The sequence below is a fragment of the Paenibacillus harenae DSM 16969 genome, assembly GCF_000422465.1.
Classification (GTDB): Bacteria; Bacillota; Bacilli; order Paenibacillales; family Paenibacillaceae; genus Pristimantibacillus; species Pristimantibacillus harenae.
Map to the genome: position 1 here is coordinate 446,453 of NZ_KE383845.1, position 17,492 is coordinate 463,944.

The 17,492-nt window shown below is 49.2% G+C and carries 13 protein-coding genes; all 13 read right to left on the reverse strand.

Annotated features, from left to right (window positions below):
- Nucleotides 1-14: 14 nt before the first annotated feature.
- Nucleotides 15-1,271, reverse strand: coding sequence for a glycosyltransferase (locus tag H581_RS0129880; protein WP_029192460.1), 1,257 nt, complete (start codon nt 1,269-1,271; stop codon nt 15-17).
- A 12-nt stretch (nt 1,272-1,283) separates the two neighbouring features.
- Nucleotides 1,284-1,946 (reverse strand): sugar transferase, encoded by a 663-nt coding sequence (locus tag H581_RS0129885; RefSeq protein ID WP_036720515.1) that lies wholly within the window; start codon nt 1,944-1,946, stop codon nt 1,284-1,286.
- Between the two features lie 4 nt (nt 1,947-1,950).
- A complete protein-coding gene (gene galU, locus H581_RS0129890; protein ID WP_029192462.1) occupies nt 1,951-2,853 on the reverse strand; it encodes a UTP--glucose-1-phosphate uridylyltransferase GalU in 903 nt (300 codons plus the stop codon).
- Between the two features lie 301 nt (nt 2,854-3,154).
- Nucleotides 3,155-3,835, reverse strand: coding sequence for a CpsD/CapB family tyrosine-protein kinase (locus H581_RS0129895; protein WP_029192463.1), 681 nt, complete (start codon nt 3,833-3,835; stop codon nt 3,155-3,157).
- Complete coding sequence (locus tag H581_RS0129900) at nt 3,816-4,568, reverse strand: YveK family protein (RefSeq protein ID WP_029192464.1); 753 nt, start codon at nt 4,566-4,568, stop codon at nt 3,816-3,818. Before H581_RS0129900 ends, H581_RS0129895 begins: the two co-directional genes overlap by 20 nt.
- Before the next feature lie 174 nt (nt 4,569-4,742).
- Entirely contained in the window at nt 4,743-5,027 is a 285-nt protein-coding gene (locus H581_RS0129905) for a hypothetical protein (RefSeq protein WP_029192465.1), read from the reverse strand.
- Nucleotides 5,028-5,811: 784 nt separating this feature from the next.
- Nucleotides 5,812-5,934: a hypothetical protein gene (locus H581_RS39420; RefSeq protein WP_281169585.1), complete on the reverse strand. Its 123-nt coding sequence runs from the start codon at nt 5,932-5,934 to the stop codon at nt 5,812-5,814.
- Between the two features lie 136 nt (nt 5,935-6,070).
- Nucleotides 6,071-10,237 (reverse strand): sugar-binding protein, encoded by a 4,167-nt coding sequence (locus tag H581_RS36755; RefSeq protein ID WP_051251463.1) that lies wholly within the window; start codon nt 10,235-10,237, stop codon nt 6,071-6,073.
- Between the two features lie 98 nt (nt 10,238-10,335).
- Complete coding sequence (locus tag H581_RS0129920) at nt 10,336-12,009, reverse strand: extracellular solute-binding protein (protein ID WP_156889723.1); 1,674 nt, start codon at nt 12,007-12,009, stop codon at nt 10,336-10,338.
- Nucleotides 12,010-12,115: 106 nt separating this feature from the next.
- Entirely contained in the window at nt 12,116-13,000 is an 885-nt protein-coding gene (locus tag H581_RS0129925; RefSeq protein ID WP_029192467.1) for a carbohydrate ABC transporter permease, read from the reverse strand.
- Nucleotides 13,001-13,012: 12 nt separating this feature from the next.
- Nucleotides 13,013-13,945, reverse strand: coding sequence for an ABC transporter permease (locus H581_RS0129930; protein ID WP_036720519.1), 933 nt, complete (start codon nt 13,943-13,945; stop codon nt 13,013-13,015).
- A gap of 186 nt (nt 13,946-14,131) precedes the next feature.
- Nucleotides 14,132-15,676, reverse strand: a complete 1,545-nt coding sequence (locus H581_RS0129935; protein ID WP_051251464.1) for a response regulator transcription factor — start codon at nt 15,674-15,676, stop codon at nt 14,132-14,134.
- Nucleotides 15,670-17,445 carry a sensor histidine kinase gene (locus H581_RS35825; protein WP_051251465.1) on the reverse strand — a complete coding sequence of 592 codons (1,776 nt, stop codon included), beginning with the start codon at nt 17,443-17,445 and terminating at the stop codon, nt 15,670-15,672. The genes H581_RS0129935 and H581_RS35825 overlap by 7 nt, the downstream gene beginning before the upstream one ends.
- Nucleotides 17,446-17,492: the final 47 nt, after the last annotated feature.

Below are 17,492 nucleotides of genomic sequence, written 5' to 3' on the forward strand. Positions count from 1 at the left end.
TTTGCGCAATTGCCCTACGACAGAATCAACTCCAGATTTTTACGGGTCACGGAGCTGCTGAAATGATGGGTCACGTAACGGATCGAATTGCGCGAAACTTTTTCGTTTATCTCTTCGTTGTTCAATAATAGGAGTACGTTTTGCACCATCTCCTCATCCGTTTCACAGACGAACAGATCCTCATGATTGATCGCGTTGATGCCTTCGCTGCCGATCGGATTGGTTACGACCGGAACTCCCCAAGACATCGCCTCGACGATCTTCGTCTTAATTCCTGTGCCAAATAGCAGCGGAGCGATCATTAAAGCGGCATCGCTCACGATCCGCTTAACGTTATCCACTTCGCCGGTTACGATAATGCCAGGATAGGTCTCCTGCAGCTTAAGCACTTCTGCAGTCGGGCTTTTACCGATGATATAGAACTTTGCATCCGGTGCCTTCCGCTTGATGCCGGGCCATATCTTCTCACAGAAAAATACGACCGCGGAGCTATTGTGAGGGATGTCCATTTTCCCTACAAAGACGAGCTTATTCCTGTCATACGGCCGGGGATTCCCCGTCATTTTCTTGTCCGGGTCGAATCTCATCGGGATGCCGAGACAAGAGTCATGGCTGACAATTTGCCGGAAGCTCTCCGCTTCTTTGGGAGAAGTAAAGATAAGGTGTTCGAAATTGCGGGCTGCGCTTTTCTCGTACTTGTGCAGCAGCTTGCTTTCGAAAGCGATAAGCCATTTTTGAATGAACTTCAAATTTGCAAACCGCTTGATGCCGGATGGAAGCTTGTCCGAAAAACCGCCGAACACGGATGGAATGTACTGAAACCATTTCAGCTGCCGTTCATAGCGCAATGACAGCAGATCATCGTAGCTGAGCACCTTTTGTCCGATTCCGTCCGAACGGTATTCCGCTACGCGCACCATATCGTAAAAGATGAATTCCGGCTTCTCTTCCTCGATCTTTTCTTTGATCAGCCTATGCGTTCTCCGGGAGTAATAAACGGATACTTGCAGCGGCCACCTTTGCAGGAGCAAGGAATATACGAGCACATTGAACAGCTTCTCGGCCATGCCCGGCAATTCCAGACTTACCAGGCGAGAAATCGCATCCGGCTGATCCTTCAGGTACTTCTTGTCATCGACAAAAGACAAGTTCACGATCTGACATTTGGGATAAATATCTTTGATTTGCTGAATGTATTGCTGAAGCAGGTTTTTTCTGCCGTCCGTATTGGGAAATGGCAGCCTGTTCGTAATAAACATCATCTTTTTCATCCATTTTCCGCCTTAGAATGCATCTTTTGCCCCAAGGAGCACTCTGAATGTCTTGAATATGATTTTCAAATCAAGCCCGACGCTCCGATTTTGGATATACTTCAAATCCAGCTCAACCATTTCATTAAAACTTAATTCATTGCGGCCGCTTACCTGCCAAAGTCCCGTACAACCAGGTTTAACCGTTAAACGCAGCTTGTCGTAATCGGTATACTCCGCAACTTCCCTTACAAGAGGAGGTCTCGGACCGACCAAGGACATTTCGCCCCGGAGCACATTGATCAGCTGCGGGAGCTCATCGATGCTTGTCTTACGGATGAACTTCCCGATTCTCGTAATACGAGGATCGTTCTTCATCTTGAACATAGCTCCTTGAATTTCGTTCTGAGCGAGCAGATCCTTTAGCTTTTCTTCAGCATTGCTTACCATGGAGCGGAATTTATACATCCGGAACGGCTTCTCGTTCTTGCCGATCCTTGTTTGATAGAATAATACGGAGCCTTTCGGGTCCTCTATTTTTATCAGGATGGCAACGAGGACAAACAGCGGACATAACAGAAACAATCCAAGCAGCGAACCAAATACGTCAATGGTACGTTTGAACACCGAAGTCACGGAACTCCTATAGTCATTAGGAGTGTTCAATACCACTTCATCGCGATACTGCGGATTCATCTGATTACTCACCTCCTATGCCAATTAATTGTTTCCCAAGCTCCCGCTCCAACAATTCTCCAAGCTCGCTTAAGAGCGGATTTCGAAGCTCGTTATTCCGGAGCGCAAAATCGACCGTTGTCATAATAAAGCCAAGTGTTTCGCCCACATCATAGCGCTTGCCTTGGAAGTCATAGGCGTAAACGCCTTGATCCATATTCAGCTTCTGAATCGCGTCGGTCAGCTGAATCTCTCCGCCTGCGCCAATTTCTTGCTGCCCTAGATAATCGAATATTTCCGGGGTCAGTACATAGCGGCCCATAATGGCCAAGTTAGATGGAGCTTGTCCTTTCGGAGGCTTCTCCACAAAACGGTTTACTTGATACAAGCGGCCCATCGTCTCTCCAGGATCGACAATCCCGTATCGGTTTGTCTGATCCGCATGAACGGTTTGAACGCCGATAACCGAACGTCCGGTTTGTTCATATTGCTCAATCAGCTGCCTGGTGCACGGAACGCCGGCCTCTACGATATCGTCGCCAAGCAGCACGGCGAACGGTTCGTCTCCGATAAAATTGCGGGCGCACCATACGGCGTGACCAAGCCCTTTCGCTTCTTTTTGCCTTATATAATGGAGATTTACATTGGATGATTTTCTCACCTTTTCCAAAATATCAAACTTCCCTTTACTCTCCAACGTATACTCCAGCTCAAACGCGATATCAAAATGATCCTCGATCGCACGTTTACCTTTACCCGTTACGACGATGATGTCTTCTACACCTGATTCAATGGCTTCTTCTACGATGTACTGAATGGTGGGCTTATCAACGATTGGAAGCATTTCTTTCGGCATCGCTTTCGTCGCCGGCAAAAACCGGGTACCAAGCCCTGCAGCAGGAATAATGGCTTTTCTCACTTTTTTCAATTGACTTCACCCTATCCTCTATATTTTTTTTGTTCGCATTGTTCCAAAATGCTAAAAATGCGAGCTATGCTTTCCTTGTCTCTGAGAGCATAGCTCGGATTTTTAGAAAAAAATCCAAGGTAAAGAAAGTAAAAATGAATAGGGCATTAAACCCTTCCTCACGTCACGCCCTTGACGATAAACGTCTAAGGTTCTTTGACCCACAGCATGACCGAGTGCCTCCGGTGATAGAGGTGCAGGAGACATTACCTTCCAAGTAAGCTTAGCTTTTATCCGGCGTATAGGACGCTAAGCGTCGTTGCTAGCTCCGAATATGATAGGAATAGGATTCCGAGTGATTCCGGTTAATGTTATTGAGAACGACGCCGATCAGATTGGCTTGCACATGCTCAAGAGAAGCCTTCGCTTTGAGCGCAACTTCTTTCTCCACTTTTCCCGAGCTGATGACCAGAACGACGCCATCGCTTTGGGTCGCAACGATTTGAGCGTCGGTTACGGACATGATCGGCGGTGTGTCGATGATGATCACATCGAATGTTTCCCTTACTTTCTCAAGCAGCGCCGCCATTTGCTTCGACGACAGCAGTTCAGATGGATTAGGAGGTGTCGGGCCTGCGGCAATGATTGACAGATTCTCCGTATTCGTATGCTGGATGACATCCTGCAGCTCTTGTTGATTGAACAAGGCGGTTGTCAGGCCTATATGGTTGGAAATGGAGAAAATGCGATGCTGTGCCGGTTTTCGCAAATCCGCATCGATTACCAGTACCCGTTTGTTCGCTTGAGCGAAAGTGATCGCCAAATTGGCGCATGTCGTGCTTTTTCCTTCGCCCGGTTTAGAAGAGGTGACCATAATGATTTGCAGCTTGTGGTTGATCGTTGAAAACTCGATGTTTGTCCGCAGCACCCGATACCCTTCAGAGATTGGCGATGTCGGATTTCTTTCCGTAATAAGGTTCCATTTATGTGTCAAGCGAGACATTGCTTCCCCTCCCGGTTCTTGGCGTTAACGAGGCTTTGCCGCCCCGTGTGGCATCTCTTTCTGTATACTTCGGAATTGAAGTCAATATCGGAACTCCCAGGAGCATCTCGATATCTTCCTGATCCTTAATCGTGTCATCCAAATGATCCAGAAGGAAGGTAAGGCCTACGCTCGCCATCAAAGCCAGTATGAATGCGACGGCAATATTCGTATTCGGATTCGGAGCTATCGGGCCGCGCATCTCTGCCGGATCGGCCTGGTCCAAGACGGCAACATTGTCAACCTTCATCAGCTCAGGAACCGATTTTTGAAAAACGATCGCAACGGCGTTGGCGGTTTTGGCCGCCTTCTCATAGGAGCCTTCCCGGACGGTTATGGTCATGATCTGGGTTTCATTAAACGAGCTGACGCTAACCTTACCAATGAGTTCACCATACGTATTAGCAAGATCCGGGTACTCTTCGAGGACTTTTTTCATTATGCGAGGCGTTCTAATGATTTGTTTATAGGTTTTGATGAGTCCGATCGTGGAGTTAATGGAGCCTGCGTTTATTGTTGGCAGCAGCGTACTGCTGTCCCTGTATTCGTTGACGATTAGCGTAGCGGAAGCCTCGTACTGCTTTTCGATGAAGTAATAGGAGTAAATGCCGATGGTTAGACAACTTACTGCAATAATCAAAGCAATCATTAACAGCCTTCTTTTGATGATGATCCAATATCGTTTTAATTCCAACTCGTTTCCTCCGTTACTAGTTAAGTCATTCTGCCAATTATGTTTATGATTAATTATTCCTAGTGAATATTAATATTTTAAGTTATTCAAAACGCGAACTTTTAGGCATGGTTTTTTTATGTTTTTATAAGAGAAGCATCAAGTCTGATACTTCCTAATCACGTATTTAACTGCTTATTTACTACTATTCATAAACTCATCGACCGTCCCGCCATTCATGACGTGCTGCATTATATCTTCCGAGCAGGCCTCATGTCCCACCTTCTTGAGCAGCAGCGATACAAGCTCAGCCATATCAACGGGTTCGTTCCGGGGCGTATATCCGGTGAACATAAGAAGCTCAGCTAACGATCTAGAACCCGCTTGCCTCTCTTGATTCAATAGAGAAGGATCTTCGGATAGTATTTTCAAAAATTGCTTCAGCCGCACCCGCTTCTGCTCCACATTCGAAACATTCATCTTTGACACCCTCCATTTTTCAACTTTCTCGTTCATTCAAGATTGCTACAAATCGACAAATAATACAAGCTTCATTAAGAGGTTTTAATATTAGTAAAATATAATTTTCGAACTTATTTGATCCGTGAACCTAGTATGCCACAGATTATTATAATTCTTGAGGGAATAAAGACATGTTGTCATTTAGACATTCCTTCTCATTTTATAAATGGTTCTTATAAGAATTCGCTCCTAATTTATGCTTTTATAATTTATTAATCTATACGCTTTCCGTGCCAAATTAGATAAATTTGTCAACTGAAAGCGCTTTATGCGCTTTTATGGCCAATCCGCCTCCAGACACATTCAGTATAGTTATAAACCGAGTGCATCCCTTGTAAAATTAAGGTTGTTTCCGTTTCCAATTTTCTGCGGCTTTTCCAATTTTGTAAAACAAGAACGCGTTTTTCCGCCAAAAGCGGGACTATAGGTCAGTGTCCTATAAATAGCTGACATGAGAATGATGTTCGACATTATTCGCAAGCTTCGTTTATAATCGTTGCGATGCATGAAAACGGTTTATTATTCGAAAAAAAAATAAGAATCGAGCTTTTTCATTCGAAAATTTGCGCCCGATTACTTAAATCATCATTATTTAATTAAAAATTCGCTTGCAAATCTGACGAGTCGACAAAGCGACTAGTATTTTTTTACCACATGAAAGTATGAAAGCAGGCGGCGCAATACCGAGGGAGGGGGCTATTGGCAGGCATGTCCGCAAGCGGTTTCCTGAATGATACAGGCTTCATTGCTGCTCCATCCTTTCCCAGGCATCCAGCAGATCGTCATGCACCCGGATTTCCCGGCCGGTCATCACGGTTACCGGCACGCCCTCCGATTTTAATTCTTCATTAATATAGTGTGTCATTATGAATGTCTATCATCCGTTTCGCACTTCCTAGCAAAATAAATGCAATTGGAGTTGTTCCGCCTTCCGGCGACCGGACATTCAAGATCCAAAAAAAACCGTCCCGCAGCGGCTGCGGGACGGGACAATTGACCTGTTACTTGATTTTGATCGTGCCATTGAAATCGGCATGGAGAAGCTCAAATTCCGGTACGGGGCGATTCGCTTGCCCTTTCCATAGCTGGATGCTTATGCGGCCGTCGGCTGCTACCGCTTCCTGCGTCATGAACCGGATCGCGTACTCCTCCCCGTTTATCCGCAGCAAGCCTTGCATATAAGCTTTTCCGCTAACTGTAACGATCCAGTCAGATCGAACGTCGATCTTCTGGCTTACGGCGTTTGCTTTCAAGGTCCAATGTTTTTGAACGCCGTTTTTGAACTCCGCATCTACATACAGCTTCTCTTTCCAGCCGGCGTCCGGCCTAAACCCGGATGGAAGCTCCACGTATCCTTTCACTAAGAGTTCTTTGGAAGCCGTACCTGCCACGGCAAGATGAGCTGCCGAAGCGGCACCTAAATAATACGGATTGTCTGAAAGCACGGCGCTCACTTCATATAATCCGGCCGGCAGCTCCGACATGGAGGAGGCAAGCCCCTCTGCGTTGGTTAAAGCCTCAGCTTCATCCGGGGGAAGGACAACCGGTGTCTTGGACCCGTTCGGCTCGATTGCATATACCGAGAAGGTGACCGTGAGCCCGCTGAGATTCCCTTGACTGCCGTCGGATGGTTCGGACACTTGCGCCGCAAGCCTGACAGGCTGAGCAGTCGATCCGAGACGGTCGCCCTGATAAGCAATCGCAGAAGTTTCAGGCGTCACCGTAAGCGACGACGATGAAGACGAGCCGCGAAGATAATGACTCTCGCTTTGGGCATATCCGGCAGCTGCCGTATACGATCCTGCACCCAGCTGAACCGGATACGTAAGCTCCGCCGTTCCCTGCTCGTTGGTTACGGCCGTTCCCGCCGATTGGCCGTCTACCAGGAAGGACACCGTTTCCCCGGAGATCGGGATACCGTCCCTGTCAGTCAATGTCGCCTCCAGCTTTGCCGGATCGCTATACACCCCGTTTATTTGCGCGACAGCAAGCATCGTAGAGGCGTATACCGTAAAGCTTATCTGCGCCGAAGCCCGATTGGATGCGTTATCCTCCGCCTCTACCGTCAGCACGTAGGCCCCTGGTTGCGTTATCTCTGTACCGCTGATCCAATCCGAGTCGTTTAACCGGATCGAGGTTTGCTTCACTCCGCTGTCCGGGTCTTCGACAATCACGATCGGCGTCGCTTGATCCGTATATTCGCCGCCGTTCTCGACTCCCGTTACGGTAACGACGGGACCGGCTTCATCGCTGGCCCCGATCAACTTGGCATTGCCCCAAAGTCCGCGATCAAGGTTGTTCCGGTTCGTGCCGTTCCATTCGTACTGCCGCTTCCGGATGTTTCCGTCTTCGCTTTCGTTAAACCCGAAATCAAATAATAATTCCCGGCCGCTCTCCGGCTGCATCCGCACCGCTTCCCATGGGATTGCGGCTTCAAGCACATAGCCCTGACCGTCCGCCGCCGCTTTCCTGAACATCTGGATCGGGCGCTGGCGTCCGGTGTTAAACCATAACCAGAAGTTGGACTCCGGTTCAAGCCCCGGGCCCGCGCTCATAATGATCTGCCGGTCGTCGTACAGTAGAGGACCGATCTGTTCCAGCTCGCTGGGACCAAAGAACAATTCCACGCCGTCGCCCTTCCATACGTTGCTGTTCGGGTTATTGTTCATCATCGGCGTCTGTTCGTTAATTTGGGCCGTCACATATAAATGCTGCTCATCCCACGCGAAGGCATAATCCGCGGTAATGTCGTCTCCGCCGGTGCCCCCGACCCGATTGTCGACCGTTAACGTCGCTTTTCCTTCAGTCCCTTCCGGAAAGCCGTTCATTTCCCCGTCGAGCGGAATCGGCACGGACGTATAAGGGATGTTCATAATTTGATCTTTCCCCGTACCGCCGCCCGGCGTCTCATCGCCGAAATCGTGGTAAAACGGTTCTTTCACGCCGAGCATGACATCGTAAATATCATGATGCGTCTGCATCACGCCGTCCAGAAAGGTCTTGTATGGCCGGTCCGCCACGTTAATCAATCCGGTGTTGTAGCGTTCCCCGGTCGTGCCTTCGAACCAGCGTCCGGTAGCCGCCTGGTCTACATAGTCGAACCAGTGCGTACCGACGATATAACCGAGAGAAGCCGCTCCCTCGACATAATTGCGATAACGCCAAGCGCGTTCTTGTTCATTCGCGGCAGCTCCCGCCACAATCGGATCGAGCCCCTGCTCCGCCGTGCCGTAGCTCCATTCGCTTAACATAATCGGTTTGCCGCCAGACTTCGTATAGATCTCGTTCAGCATCGTCACATCAAGGTTAGGCGCATAGTGGTTAATGCTGATGACGTCCATATATTTACCGGCTTCCTCGGCCAAAATGCCCCGAATCTTCGTGTTCATCATCGGCAGGGTAAGCCACCGGTCGCCGAGCAGCAGGTGGTTCGTATCGTATTTGGCAAAGAGACGCTTGACCGTACTGTAATACGTGTCCAGATATAACCGGAAGAAGTCCTCGATATCCTTGCCGGCTGACGCCGTATCGATATACAAATCCGCTTCGTTTAAATCCGTAAAGCCGGTATAATCGGTCTCCCAACTCGTATTAAAGGCCGCAATATCGACGTACTTTTCCTGAAGCATCTGGACCAACCGTTTCTTAATTCCCGTTTTGCTGGCCTTCAGCTTTGGAACCGCGGTGAAAAACTTCTCATAATGGTATTCGTTATCGACAAAGTACCCGATCAGCAAAGGATCGTCCTTTAAGGCAGGCAGCGTTGCAGAAAAGGCAGCATCAATCCTGGCTTCCGCATCGTCGGCAAAAATGTCGAATATTTTAATTTCACTCGGCTTGCTCATGCCGTTGAGAGGAAGCACAAGGGTATACGGCAAGCCGTTCTGCGCCGACAAAGTTCCCGAGCCCCACGCGCCTGCGCTGTTAAAGCCCCATTTTTTGAGCCGATCGACCGCCTCCGCAAAAAACTCCGCATTCGTCGGAAACGACCCGGTTTTCTTGTATTTATTCGCCATATAGAATGAAAATACGTCCTGCGAGCCTTGGAAGGCACCCCGATATTCGCCGTCGTAGGACGGCACCCATTCGAACTTCGTTTCCTGGCCTTTGAGCAAGGTGAAGGTTTCATTGTTCGTAATCCCGTTCATCCCTACGCTGAAATAAGCCGCCCCGCTCGGTGAAACCAGAATCGGCTTGCCGTTCGCCTGCTGGATGTTGAAGAATCCTTTGGCTTCCAATTGGAGCGCTTCCTTGCTGCCCTTTAAACCGCCAATCTCATCGAAGTCTGACGGAATCGCAAGACCTCCGTAATAGGCTTGATCCGCCGATACGTCCGCCAGCAGCTGCGCATCGTCGGTCACCTTTGCCGGAAAATCGGCCGTTCTGACCTGGCCATAGCGGTCGATCAGCATATCCGCTTCCGCATAATACTTGTAGGTTTTGACCGGACTTGCCACGAGTCCTTCCTTGGCAGCATACGTGTCCAGCGTCGTAAACTCGGTAAGCGACAATGGACCCGTATATGGTGTATATTCGGTATCGGCATTCCGTTTATAGAATACGGATGCTCCCGGCGTTGCCGAACTCAAGGCAACGGTAAGCGGCTGGTCGCCGATCAGACCGTTCGGCGGATCCGCAATGACCGAACTGACGTTTTGGTTAATGACCAGCTTGGATAACTGAGGCGTCCAAGCTTTGGCAGCTCCGATGAATTCGATTTTCAAATATTGCGTACCGGACGGTACTTGAGCGTCCTCATAAATGACAAGCTGCCAGTTCGACACCGGCGCGCCGGAGCTGAACACCGACGGATTCACTTCGGTAAAGGCCGCTCCGTCGGCAGACGCATAGAAGCGATGCCCGACAAGCGGCATGCCTGCGCCTATAAAGGAATAGCTGTAAGCCGTAAAACTGTTGATCGGCATTGCAGTTTTGTATAGCATATATCCGGTGGCCGTTGTGTTTCGGACCATACGGCTCGCGTCATTTCCGAAATAGGACTGATCCGCCGTCTCAATCCGTATATTCGAGCGTTGCAAGACTCGAGTAAAGTCGTTCATCTCATCGACAAACCCGTTCTCTTCGGCATGAGTTGCCAGCCCAGGGAATCCAAGGGTAGCAAGGAGCGACCACAAGCAGATTAAGGCGATAATTTTGCGTAGCTTCATGATGATGACCCTCCCACATGTTGTATGCGCTTTCAATCTCTTTGGAATGGGAAAGGGACACAACTGCCGCTTGCCTGGTGCGTCCCTTTTTCCAAACCTTACTTTTGAGACTGCTGCTGCTCCATGACCTCGTAAATATCCTTCGCCAAGAATGCATTACCGCTGTCTTGTTCATACCATTGCTTGAACCAGTCCTCTATCATTTTGCCGTTCCCTTTGTCCCATATATCCTTCGCATCTTTCGTTGTCTGCTCGGCCGTATACCCTTTGCCGCCCAAAATCCCTTTGATGAACATATCGTCTATCGGCTTCACCATCGGTCCGGAGATCGCTTCAATATCCTCGGGAAGCTGCGGCATATGCTCAGGGTGAGTGATTTCGACATACGGTTTGCTTGGATCGGTGTATATTTGCATCGCTTTTTTGTACATGTCGAAGCCTTCCTTCTGCACCGGGTCGCTCAGGTTGAACCCTGTCTCAAGCTTGCCGCACTTCGTATCGAGAATGGTGCTGCTCATCATCTGGAAGTCGCCGTTCCATGACACCTCTGCCTTGCGCTTATCCATGCTCACCGGTTCCGGACAGCCGCTGGCTCCAACCTTCCAATGCTCGCCTTCGATACCGTTTTTCAGCGTATTCGCCGTTTCGGGCTTCACCAGGAAGTCGATGTATTTCATGACCGCATCCGGGTTTTTTGTACTGGCATTGACTACGGCTGTCGCTTGAACCGGATTCGAGAAAGCGGGATTAAACTGACCTGCCGGACTCTTCGGATAAGGAATCGGCGTCACGACGGCGTCCGGCACGTTCTTCTTTAGAGTTGTCAGTTCATTCTGGGCGAAGCTGACCCAGTTGATCTGCAGCGGGTAAATGCCGACCTTGCCGTTAACGAAATCCTGCTTCGCTTTCGCACCGTTCTTATCGTTCAAGAAATCTTTATCGATGATGCCTTCATCAAACAACCGCTTCTTAAAGTCAGTCACAGCCGTAAAGTTATCCCAGTTCCGGGTTACCGTCCCGTCTTTCACCACCCAACGGGTCGCTTGAAAGATTTGGTCAACCACTTGACCTGATTGCAAGCTTATCGCGATGCCGTAGGTATCCTTTTCGCCGTTACCGTCGGGATCATTCTCGGCAAATGCTTTGGCAACCTCGTAAAGATCCTCGGTCGTTTGGGGAACTTGTAAATCCAGCTTTTTCAGCCAATCCTCACGGATCAGCAGGGCATGGATCGGATAAACCTCGGCCAACCGCGCGAACTCGTAAATTTTGCCGTCCGCCTTCGTACCGACCTTCTTCAGAGCCGGATATTGCTCCAGCATTTGCTTATACGTCGTACTGTACTCTTCGATGACATCATCTAGCGGCATAAGCAGTCCTTGGTCGATCAACGGATTCTTGATATGAGGCGCATACTCGAATATCAAATCGGGAGCGCTCGAGGAAGCAAATAACACATTCAGCTTCTGCTGAGATTCAAACCGCGGAACCGCAACAAACTTTACATTTGCCGGACCTTGCTCGTTTAACCATTTGGACCAGCGGTTGTCCTCTATCGTTCCTTCTGCAGCAGGGACGGAGCCCCGGTCGTAGACGGTTACGGAAATATCTTTTTTGGCCTCAGGCGTGTTCACGGAAGTCTCTTCATCCGTCTCCGTCCCGCCCTCAGGTTCAGCCGGTGCCGGCGTTTGGGAGCAGCCGGCAAGCAGCAAGACTGAGACCAAGAGCAGCGACGCTATTCTTGCAAACCATGGATTAACCGTATTTTTCATCGTCATTCCCCTTTTTTATCAGGATTGAATTCATACGCCAATCGGATTCAACGTTGCTTATGCTCTCATTCGCAGCCCCCCTGCTCAAAGTTATATTCCGCAAGCTTTACCCCTTAACCGAGCCCAGCAGCGCGCCTTTCACAAAATATTTCTGAACAAACGGATAAACGATCACCATCGGCGCCATTAAAGTGATAATGCCGGCGGCTTTGATCCCTTCCGGAGTAATCTGAGCGGTGTCGTCGGATTGCATCATTTGTGACGCGACGACTTCCTGGAGTACGGATTGGCTCTGAATCATGTTTTGCACGAGAACGGTCAGGTTGTATAGTTGCGTATCGTTGATATAGATCAGAACGGCCAAGAATGAGTTCCAAAATCCGACCGCGTTAAACAGAGTTAATGTAGCCAGCACAGGCAGCGACAGCGGAAGAATGATGGAACCGAGCAGCCTCCACTCGCCGCAGCCGTCAATTCGGGCCGCATCCTCGACTTCTTCGGGGATCCCCAAGAAGAACGTCCGCAGAATCAACAGATTATACGTATTTACTAAGGCCGGCAGCCAGAGCGCCCAGTAGGTGTTGATGATGCCCAGCGCCTTCATAATCAGATAATTGGGAATCGTGCCCCCGCCGAACATCATCGTGAACAGAAAGGCCAGCATGAAAAAGCGTCTTCCGATAAAATATTTCCTGGCCAGCGGGTAAGCGGTTAGAATCGTGACAATCATCGCGAGCGTTATTCCTACGACCGTAATGACAATGCTGTTTTTGAGCGAATCCAATATACGCGTTCCTTGGAACAGAGATTGAAAGGATTCCATCGTGAAGCCTACAGGCCGAAATGACACTTTTCCGGACATGATCGCATGCGCGTCGCTCATCGATAAGGCCAGAATGTGCACTAAAGGCAGCAGGCAGCTTAATCCGAGCAAGAGCAGGACGAAATAATTAACGCCGTAAAACACCTTTTCTCCCAAGGTCGATTTCATCCGCACTCCTCCTTACCATAAGCCTTGATTGAATCTACGGGCGATATAATTCGCCAACAAGATGAGAACAAGGCCGACGAGATTTTCAAATATACCCATTGCCGCCGTCAGGCTGTATTGTCCTCGAAGAATCCCGATTTGATAAATGTAGAGGCTGATGACGTTCGCGATGTCAGACACGACGGCGTTTTGCAAATTGTAAATTTGATCGAAGCCTACATCCATCACTTTGCCGACGGACAATATTAACAGGAGGATGATGGTCGTACTGATACCGGGAATCGTGATATGCCGCATTTGCTGCCATTTATTCGCACCGTCAATACTGCCTGCTTCGTACAAGTGAGGATCGATACCCGCCAAAGCCGCTAAGTAGATGATAGCCGCGAAGCCCATTTCCTTCCATACGCCTGAGCCCAAATAAATGATCAGCCAGGAAACCTTTTCATACATGAAGGGGTAAGGTTCTCCGATAATGCCTTCCAGCCAGCGGTTAATCGTTCCTGACTCTAAAGCGAACAACGAAAGGACGATTCCGCCGACGATAACCCATGATAGGAAATGCGGTAAATAGACAAGCGTCTGTACGACGCGTTTAAACCACAATTTGCGAACCTCGTTTAACATTATCGCCAGAATGATCGGTACCGGAAACCCGACGGCAAGGCCAAGAATGCTGATCATGAACGAATTGCGGATAATTTGGAGGGACTGCGCCTGGTTGAACAGCTGAACGAAATTGTCCATCCCGACCCAGGGGCTTCCAAAGATGCCGTCGCGTAGATTAAAGTCCTTGAAGGCAATAATAATGCCGCCCATTGGCGCGTATTTAAAAATGATATAAAACAGAAGTCCCGGCAAAAACATAATCATTAGCGGAATGTTTTGCTTGATTAATCTGACCGTGCTTGGTTTAAGCCGATTGCTCGTTCGAGTTTCGGACATCGCGTCCGTCTGGCTTGGTCGAACAGCCACCTACATCACCTCATCTGCTTATAACCCTTTATGAGTTCATATTAGCGGTATTTTGTAAGCGCTGCCTTGAATTACAGGATCAAAACCTGTAATTTTTTGAACTGCCCAACTAAAAATGCCGTTTCGAGGATCCCCCTCAAAACGGCATACAGAACACTAACTCTTGAACTGCTTGCGGAAGTCGCTCGGCGACATCTTATGAAGCAGGCGGAACACGTTCGTAAAATAATTCGGATCATCATAGCCGACGGAGGCGGCGACGGAGGACACCTTCATATCCGTATTCATCAGCAGCAGCACGGCCTTTTGCATCCGAATTTTGGTCAAATAAGCGCTGTAATTGTCGCCGGTCACCTTCTTGAACATTTTACTGTAATACGCCTGGCTGACTTTAAACATCCCGGCCATTTCCATTAGCGAGCAGGTTTCCATGTAATGTTTGTCAAGGTAATCGAGAGAACGGCTGATGATGCTCTCGTTGTTGCGAAGTCTCCATTCTTCAAATCCCGCTATGAATTTTCCCGCTTCGACAAGAGCCCATTCTGCCGCGGCATGCTCCGATCGCAAACTCTGCAGCCGCTCGATTTGCTCGGCAAAGCCCGGTGTCTCTCCGGACTGCTCCAGCTGCTGCTTCATCACACTATTCATCGCAAAGGCTAGAGCCAGCGCCTCCATCTTGGCATCCTCGGGAGAGAGCGAACCGATCTTAGACACAAGCTCGCTTATTTGGTCATCCAGCTTATCAGGCTGTCCGAGAAGTATGCCGCCGGTAAGCTGCGTCTGCAGCTCCTTCACTCGCTGCCTGCTTGCCGTTCCGCTGGACAACACGGCAGATTCCGCCCCTTTTCGTTTCGAGGCCGAAGCTTCTTTCATAATGAACGATTCGTACAGCGAAGGCGGATCGTTCAAGCTTGCAGCCGGAGGGGTCAAGCTTACCGTCAGACCGATGCCGAGATAGGCTTGCACCGCTTCCTCCATCAAACGGCCGAGTGTATTCGCCTCGCCGCTATCGTCAACAATGAAGCACAACCGGTCGAATTCGAGTGAAATGAGCTGTCTATTTAGTTGATGCTGCTGCATCAGCTCCGTCAAGATATTGAACAAGGCGAATTGCAGAAGGCCCAAATCGCCCGGCCCATAATGTTTATTCGCAGGAAAATAATCCTTCACCGCGATAAACAGCAGCCTTTTCCCGCCCACCAATGATTTCATCCGATGCTCCGCCCCGCGGGTACCGGGCAGCCGGAGAAGCAACGCCCGCAGCAGCGCTTCCTCCTTCATGCGAAGATCCGCCTCCCGCTCCTCCCTTTCTCGCAAAGAGGACTCCAGCCGCTTATGGGCTTTATGCAGCACATCCATCAACGTTCGATCATTGCACGGCTTCAGCAGAAAATCGATGACTCCGAAGCGAATGGCCTTCTGTGCATATTTAAAGTCATCATAACCGGTCAAAATAATAACGTCCGTTTCCGCATACTTGTTATAGATATGCTCCGCCAGCTCAATTCCATCCATTCCCGGCATTCGAATATCCGTCAGCACCAGGTTCGGCTGCAGCGCTTCCACCAACTCAAGCGCTTCATGTCCGTTCTCAGCCTCTCCAATCACCGTCCAGCCTAATGGATGATCCTCAATCATCTTACGGAGCCCTTTTCTGAATAACGTTTGATCCTCTACCAGCAGCAGTTTTCCGGTCAACATTGTTCAACCCCCCTTAAGGGCAAATATAAATGCACCGTTGTTCCTTGATCGACGCTGCTTGTAATCTCCAACCGATAGGGCAGCCCATATACCAAATTAATACGACGCAGGACACTTTGCACGCCTAACGAGTCTCGTTCCCCTGTAAATTTATGAGCGTAAATTCCTTCCACCTGCTCCTTGCTCATCCCGCATCCGTTATCCTCAATTTCGATCTTTAAAAAATCATCGATCCGGCAGGCCCGAATCTCCAGCACTTTGGACGATGTCAGGTCCTTGAAGGCATGGACGAACGCATTCTCTACAAGCGGCTGCAGCAGCAGACGTTGAATTTCACAGTCATACACATCCTCAGCCGCGCGGATGCGTGCATCGAAGCTATTTTCCAGAAAGGCCGCCTGAATCCGCAAATAGTTCTCCACCTGCTGCAGCTCCTCGCGAAGCGTGGTTCTCTTATTAATCCGTTCCAGGGAATACTTGAGCAGCTTCGACAACGAAAACACCAGATTGGCCGAATCCAAGTCGTTCTGAATGTACAGCTTCCAATAGAGCCCGTTTAAGGTGTTGTACAGAAAATGAGGGTTCAACTGCGCCTGCAGCGCCTTCAGCTCCGCTTCCCTTTCACTGATCTGGCTCACATATACCTTTTGAATCATGTCCTGTACGCTGGATGCCATGGAGTTAAAACTCTCTCCCAGAAAACCAAGTTCATCGTTCGTGCGGGAGCGTATCCGAATATCGAAATTCCCTTCCCTCATCTTACGCATCGCCCGTACCAGCTCCTTAAGAGGCGACAGCAATCGGCCGCTCAACAAAACAATGAGCATGCTGCTTAAGCAAATACTGAGGAGTCCGAGCCATAAGCTGATATTTAGGATCAATTGGCTATCTCGGAATATATACGACAGCGAAACCCGGCTGATCAGCGTAAACAATATTTCTTTCGAATAGACGGAGGTATAAAAATAAGTCGTATCTCCCTGATCTTTAATCTTACTGCTATTCGTGCCGTTTAATAACCTCTCGAGTCCCTCCGTATCTTCCTCGGGTCCATCGGTATAGAGGAGCTTGGCCCGCTGATCGTATAAATAGACGCGCCCATCGTCACCGCTTTCGATTTCACGGAACGAACGGGTCAAGAAGGCTTCATTGATGACCATGACGAGCAATCCGTAGTTCTCGCCTTGGCTAGCTTTCATCCAGCGAGACGCGATAATGACGTCCCTGTGCCCGCTTTTCTCTATTTGACTGGGAATAGATCTTCGCATCCATACCAAATCCCCATTAGAAGAAGCCAAGGCGATGTACACTTCATTAAAAGCGGCTTGGCTGAGCGGCTCGACCGTTTCTTTCATAAGGCTGTAATAATAGTTCGTACCGGTTAAATCGTATATATAAAGCGAGAGCAGCTGCGGAGCATCAAACTTGACCTGCCGGAGCTGGTCCGCGATTCGCTCCTGCTCGAAGTGGCGTTCCGCATGCGATAGCTCCTCTCTAAAGGCGGACAGCTTTGTTATAATTTTTTCAATCGTCGGATTAAACACAATATAGTTCGAAATGCGGTACATCTCCAGAATACGAAGCTCCAGCTGCATCATCGCCTGCTCGCTGGCCTTAACATACTGTTCCGTTACTTCCTCCTCAAATAACCGCAGATGGGTTTGATAGGAGATGAGTCCGGTCAGGTTGACCGTAAAGAAAATGATCGCTGAAACCCCGATCAGCAGCTTGCTTTTAAAACTAACCTTCTTCCCCCAGCTGATCCACATGCAGGCAGCCCTCTCTTTCTTACAGAGAAAGTCCAATATTATCCTTA

Excerpts from the sequence above, each read along its gene's own strand:
- H581_RS0129905 (WP_029192465.1), bottom strand. The coding sequence starts at position 5,027 with ATGAATGTTTCGAATGTGGAGCAGAAGCGGGTGCGGCTGAAGCAATTT.
- H581_RS0129880 (WP_029192460.1), bottom strand. The coding sequence starts at position 1,271 with ATGAAAAAGATGATGTTTATTACGAACAGGCTGCCATTTCCCAATACG.
- H581_RS35825 (WP_051251465.1), bottom strand. The coding sequence starts at position 17,445 with ATGTGGATCAGCTGGGGGAAGAAGGTTAGTTTTAAAAGCAAGCTGCTG.
- H581_RS0129885 (WP_036720515.1), bottom strand. The coding sequence starts at position 1,946 with ATGAATCCGCAGTATCGCGATGAAGTGGTATTGAACACTCCTAATGAC.
- H581_RS0129925 (WP_029192467.1), bottom strand. The coding sequence starts at position 13,000 with ATGAAATCGACCTTGGGAGAAAAGGTGTTTTACGGCGTTAATTATTTC.
- H581_RS0129935 (WP_051251464.1), bottom strand. The coding sequence starts at position 15,676 with ATGTTGACCGGAAAACTGCTGCTGGTAGAGGATCAAACGTTATTCAGA.
- H581_RS36755 (WP_051251463.1), bottom strand. The coding sequence starts at position 10,237 with ATGAAGCTACGCAAAATTATCGCCTTAATCTGCTTGTGGTCGCTCCTT.
- H581_RS39420 (WP_281169585.1), bottom strand. The coding sequence starts at position 5,934 with ATGACACACTATATTAATGAAGAATTAAAATCGGAGGGCGTGCCGGTA.
- H581_RS0129920 (WP_156889723.1), bottom strand. The coding sequence starts at position 12,009 with ATGAAAAATACGGTTAATCCATGGTTTGCAAGAATAGCGTCGCTGCTC.
- H581_RS0129895 (WP_029192463.1), bottom strand. The coding sequence starts at position 3,835 with ATGTCTCGCTTGACACATAAATGGAACCTTATTACGGAAAGAAATCCG.
- H581_RS0129930 (WP_036720519.1), bottom strand. The coding sequence starts at position 13,945 with ATGTCCGAAACTCGAACGAGCAATCGGCTTAAACCAAGCACGGTCAGA.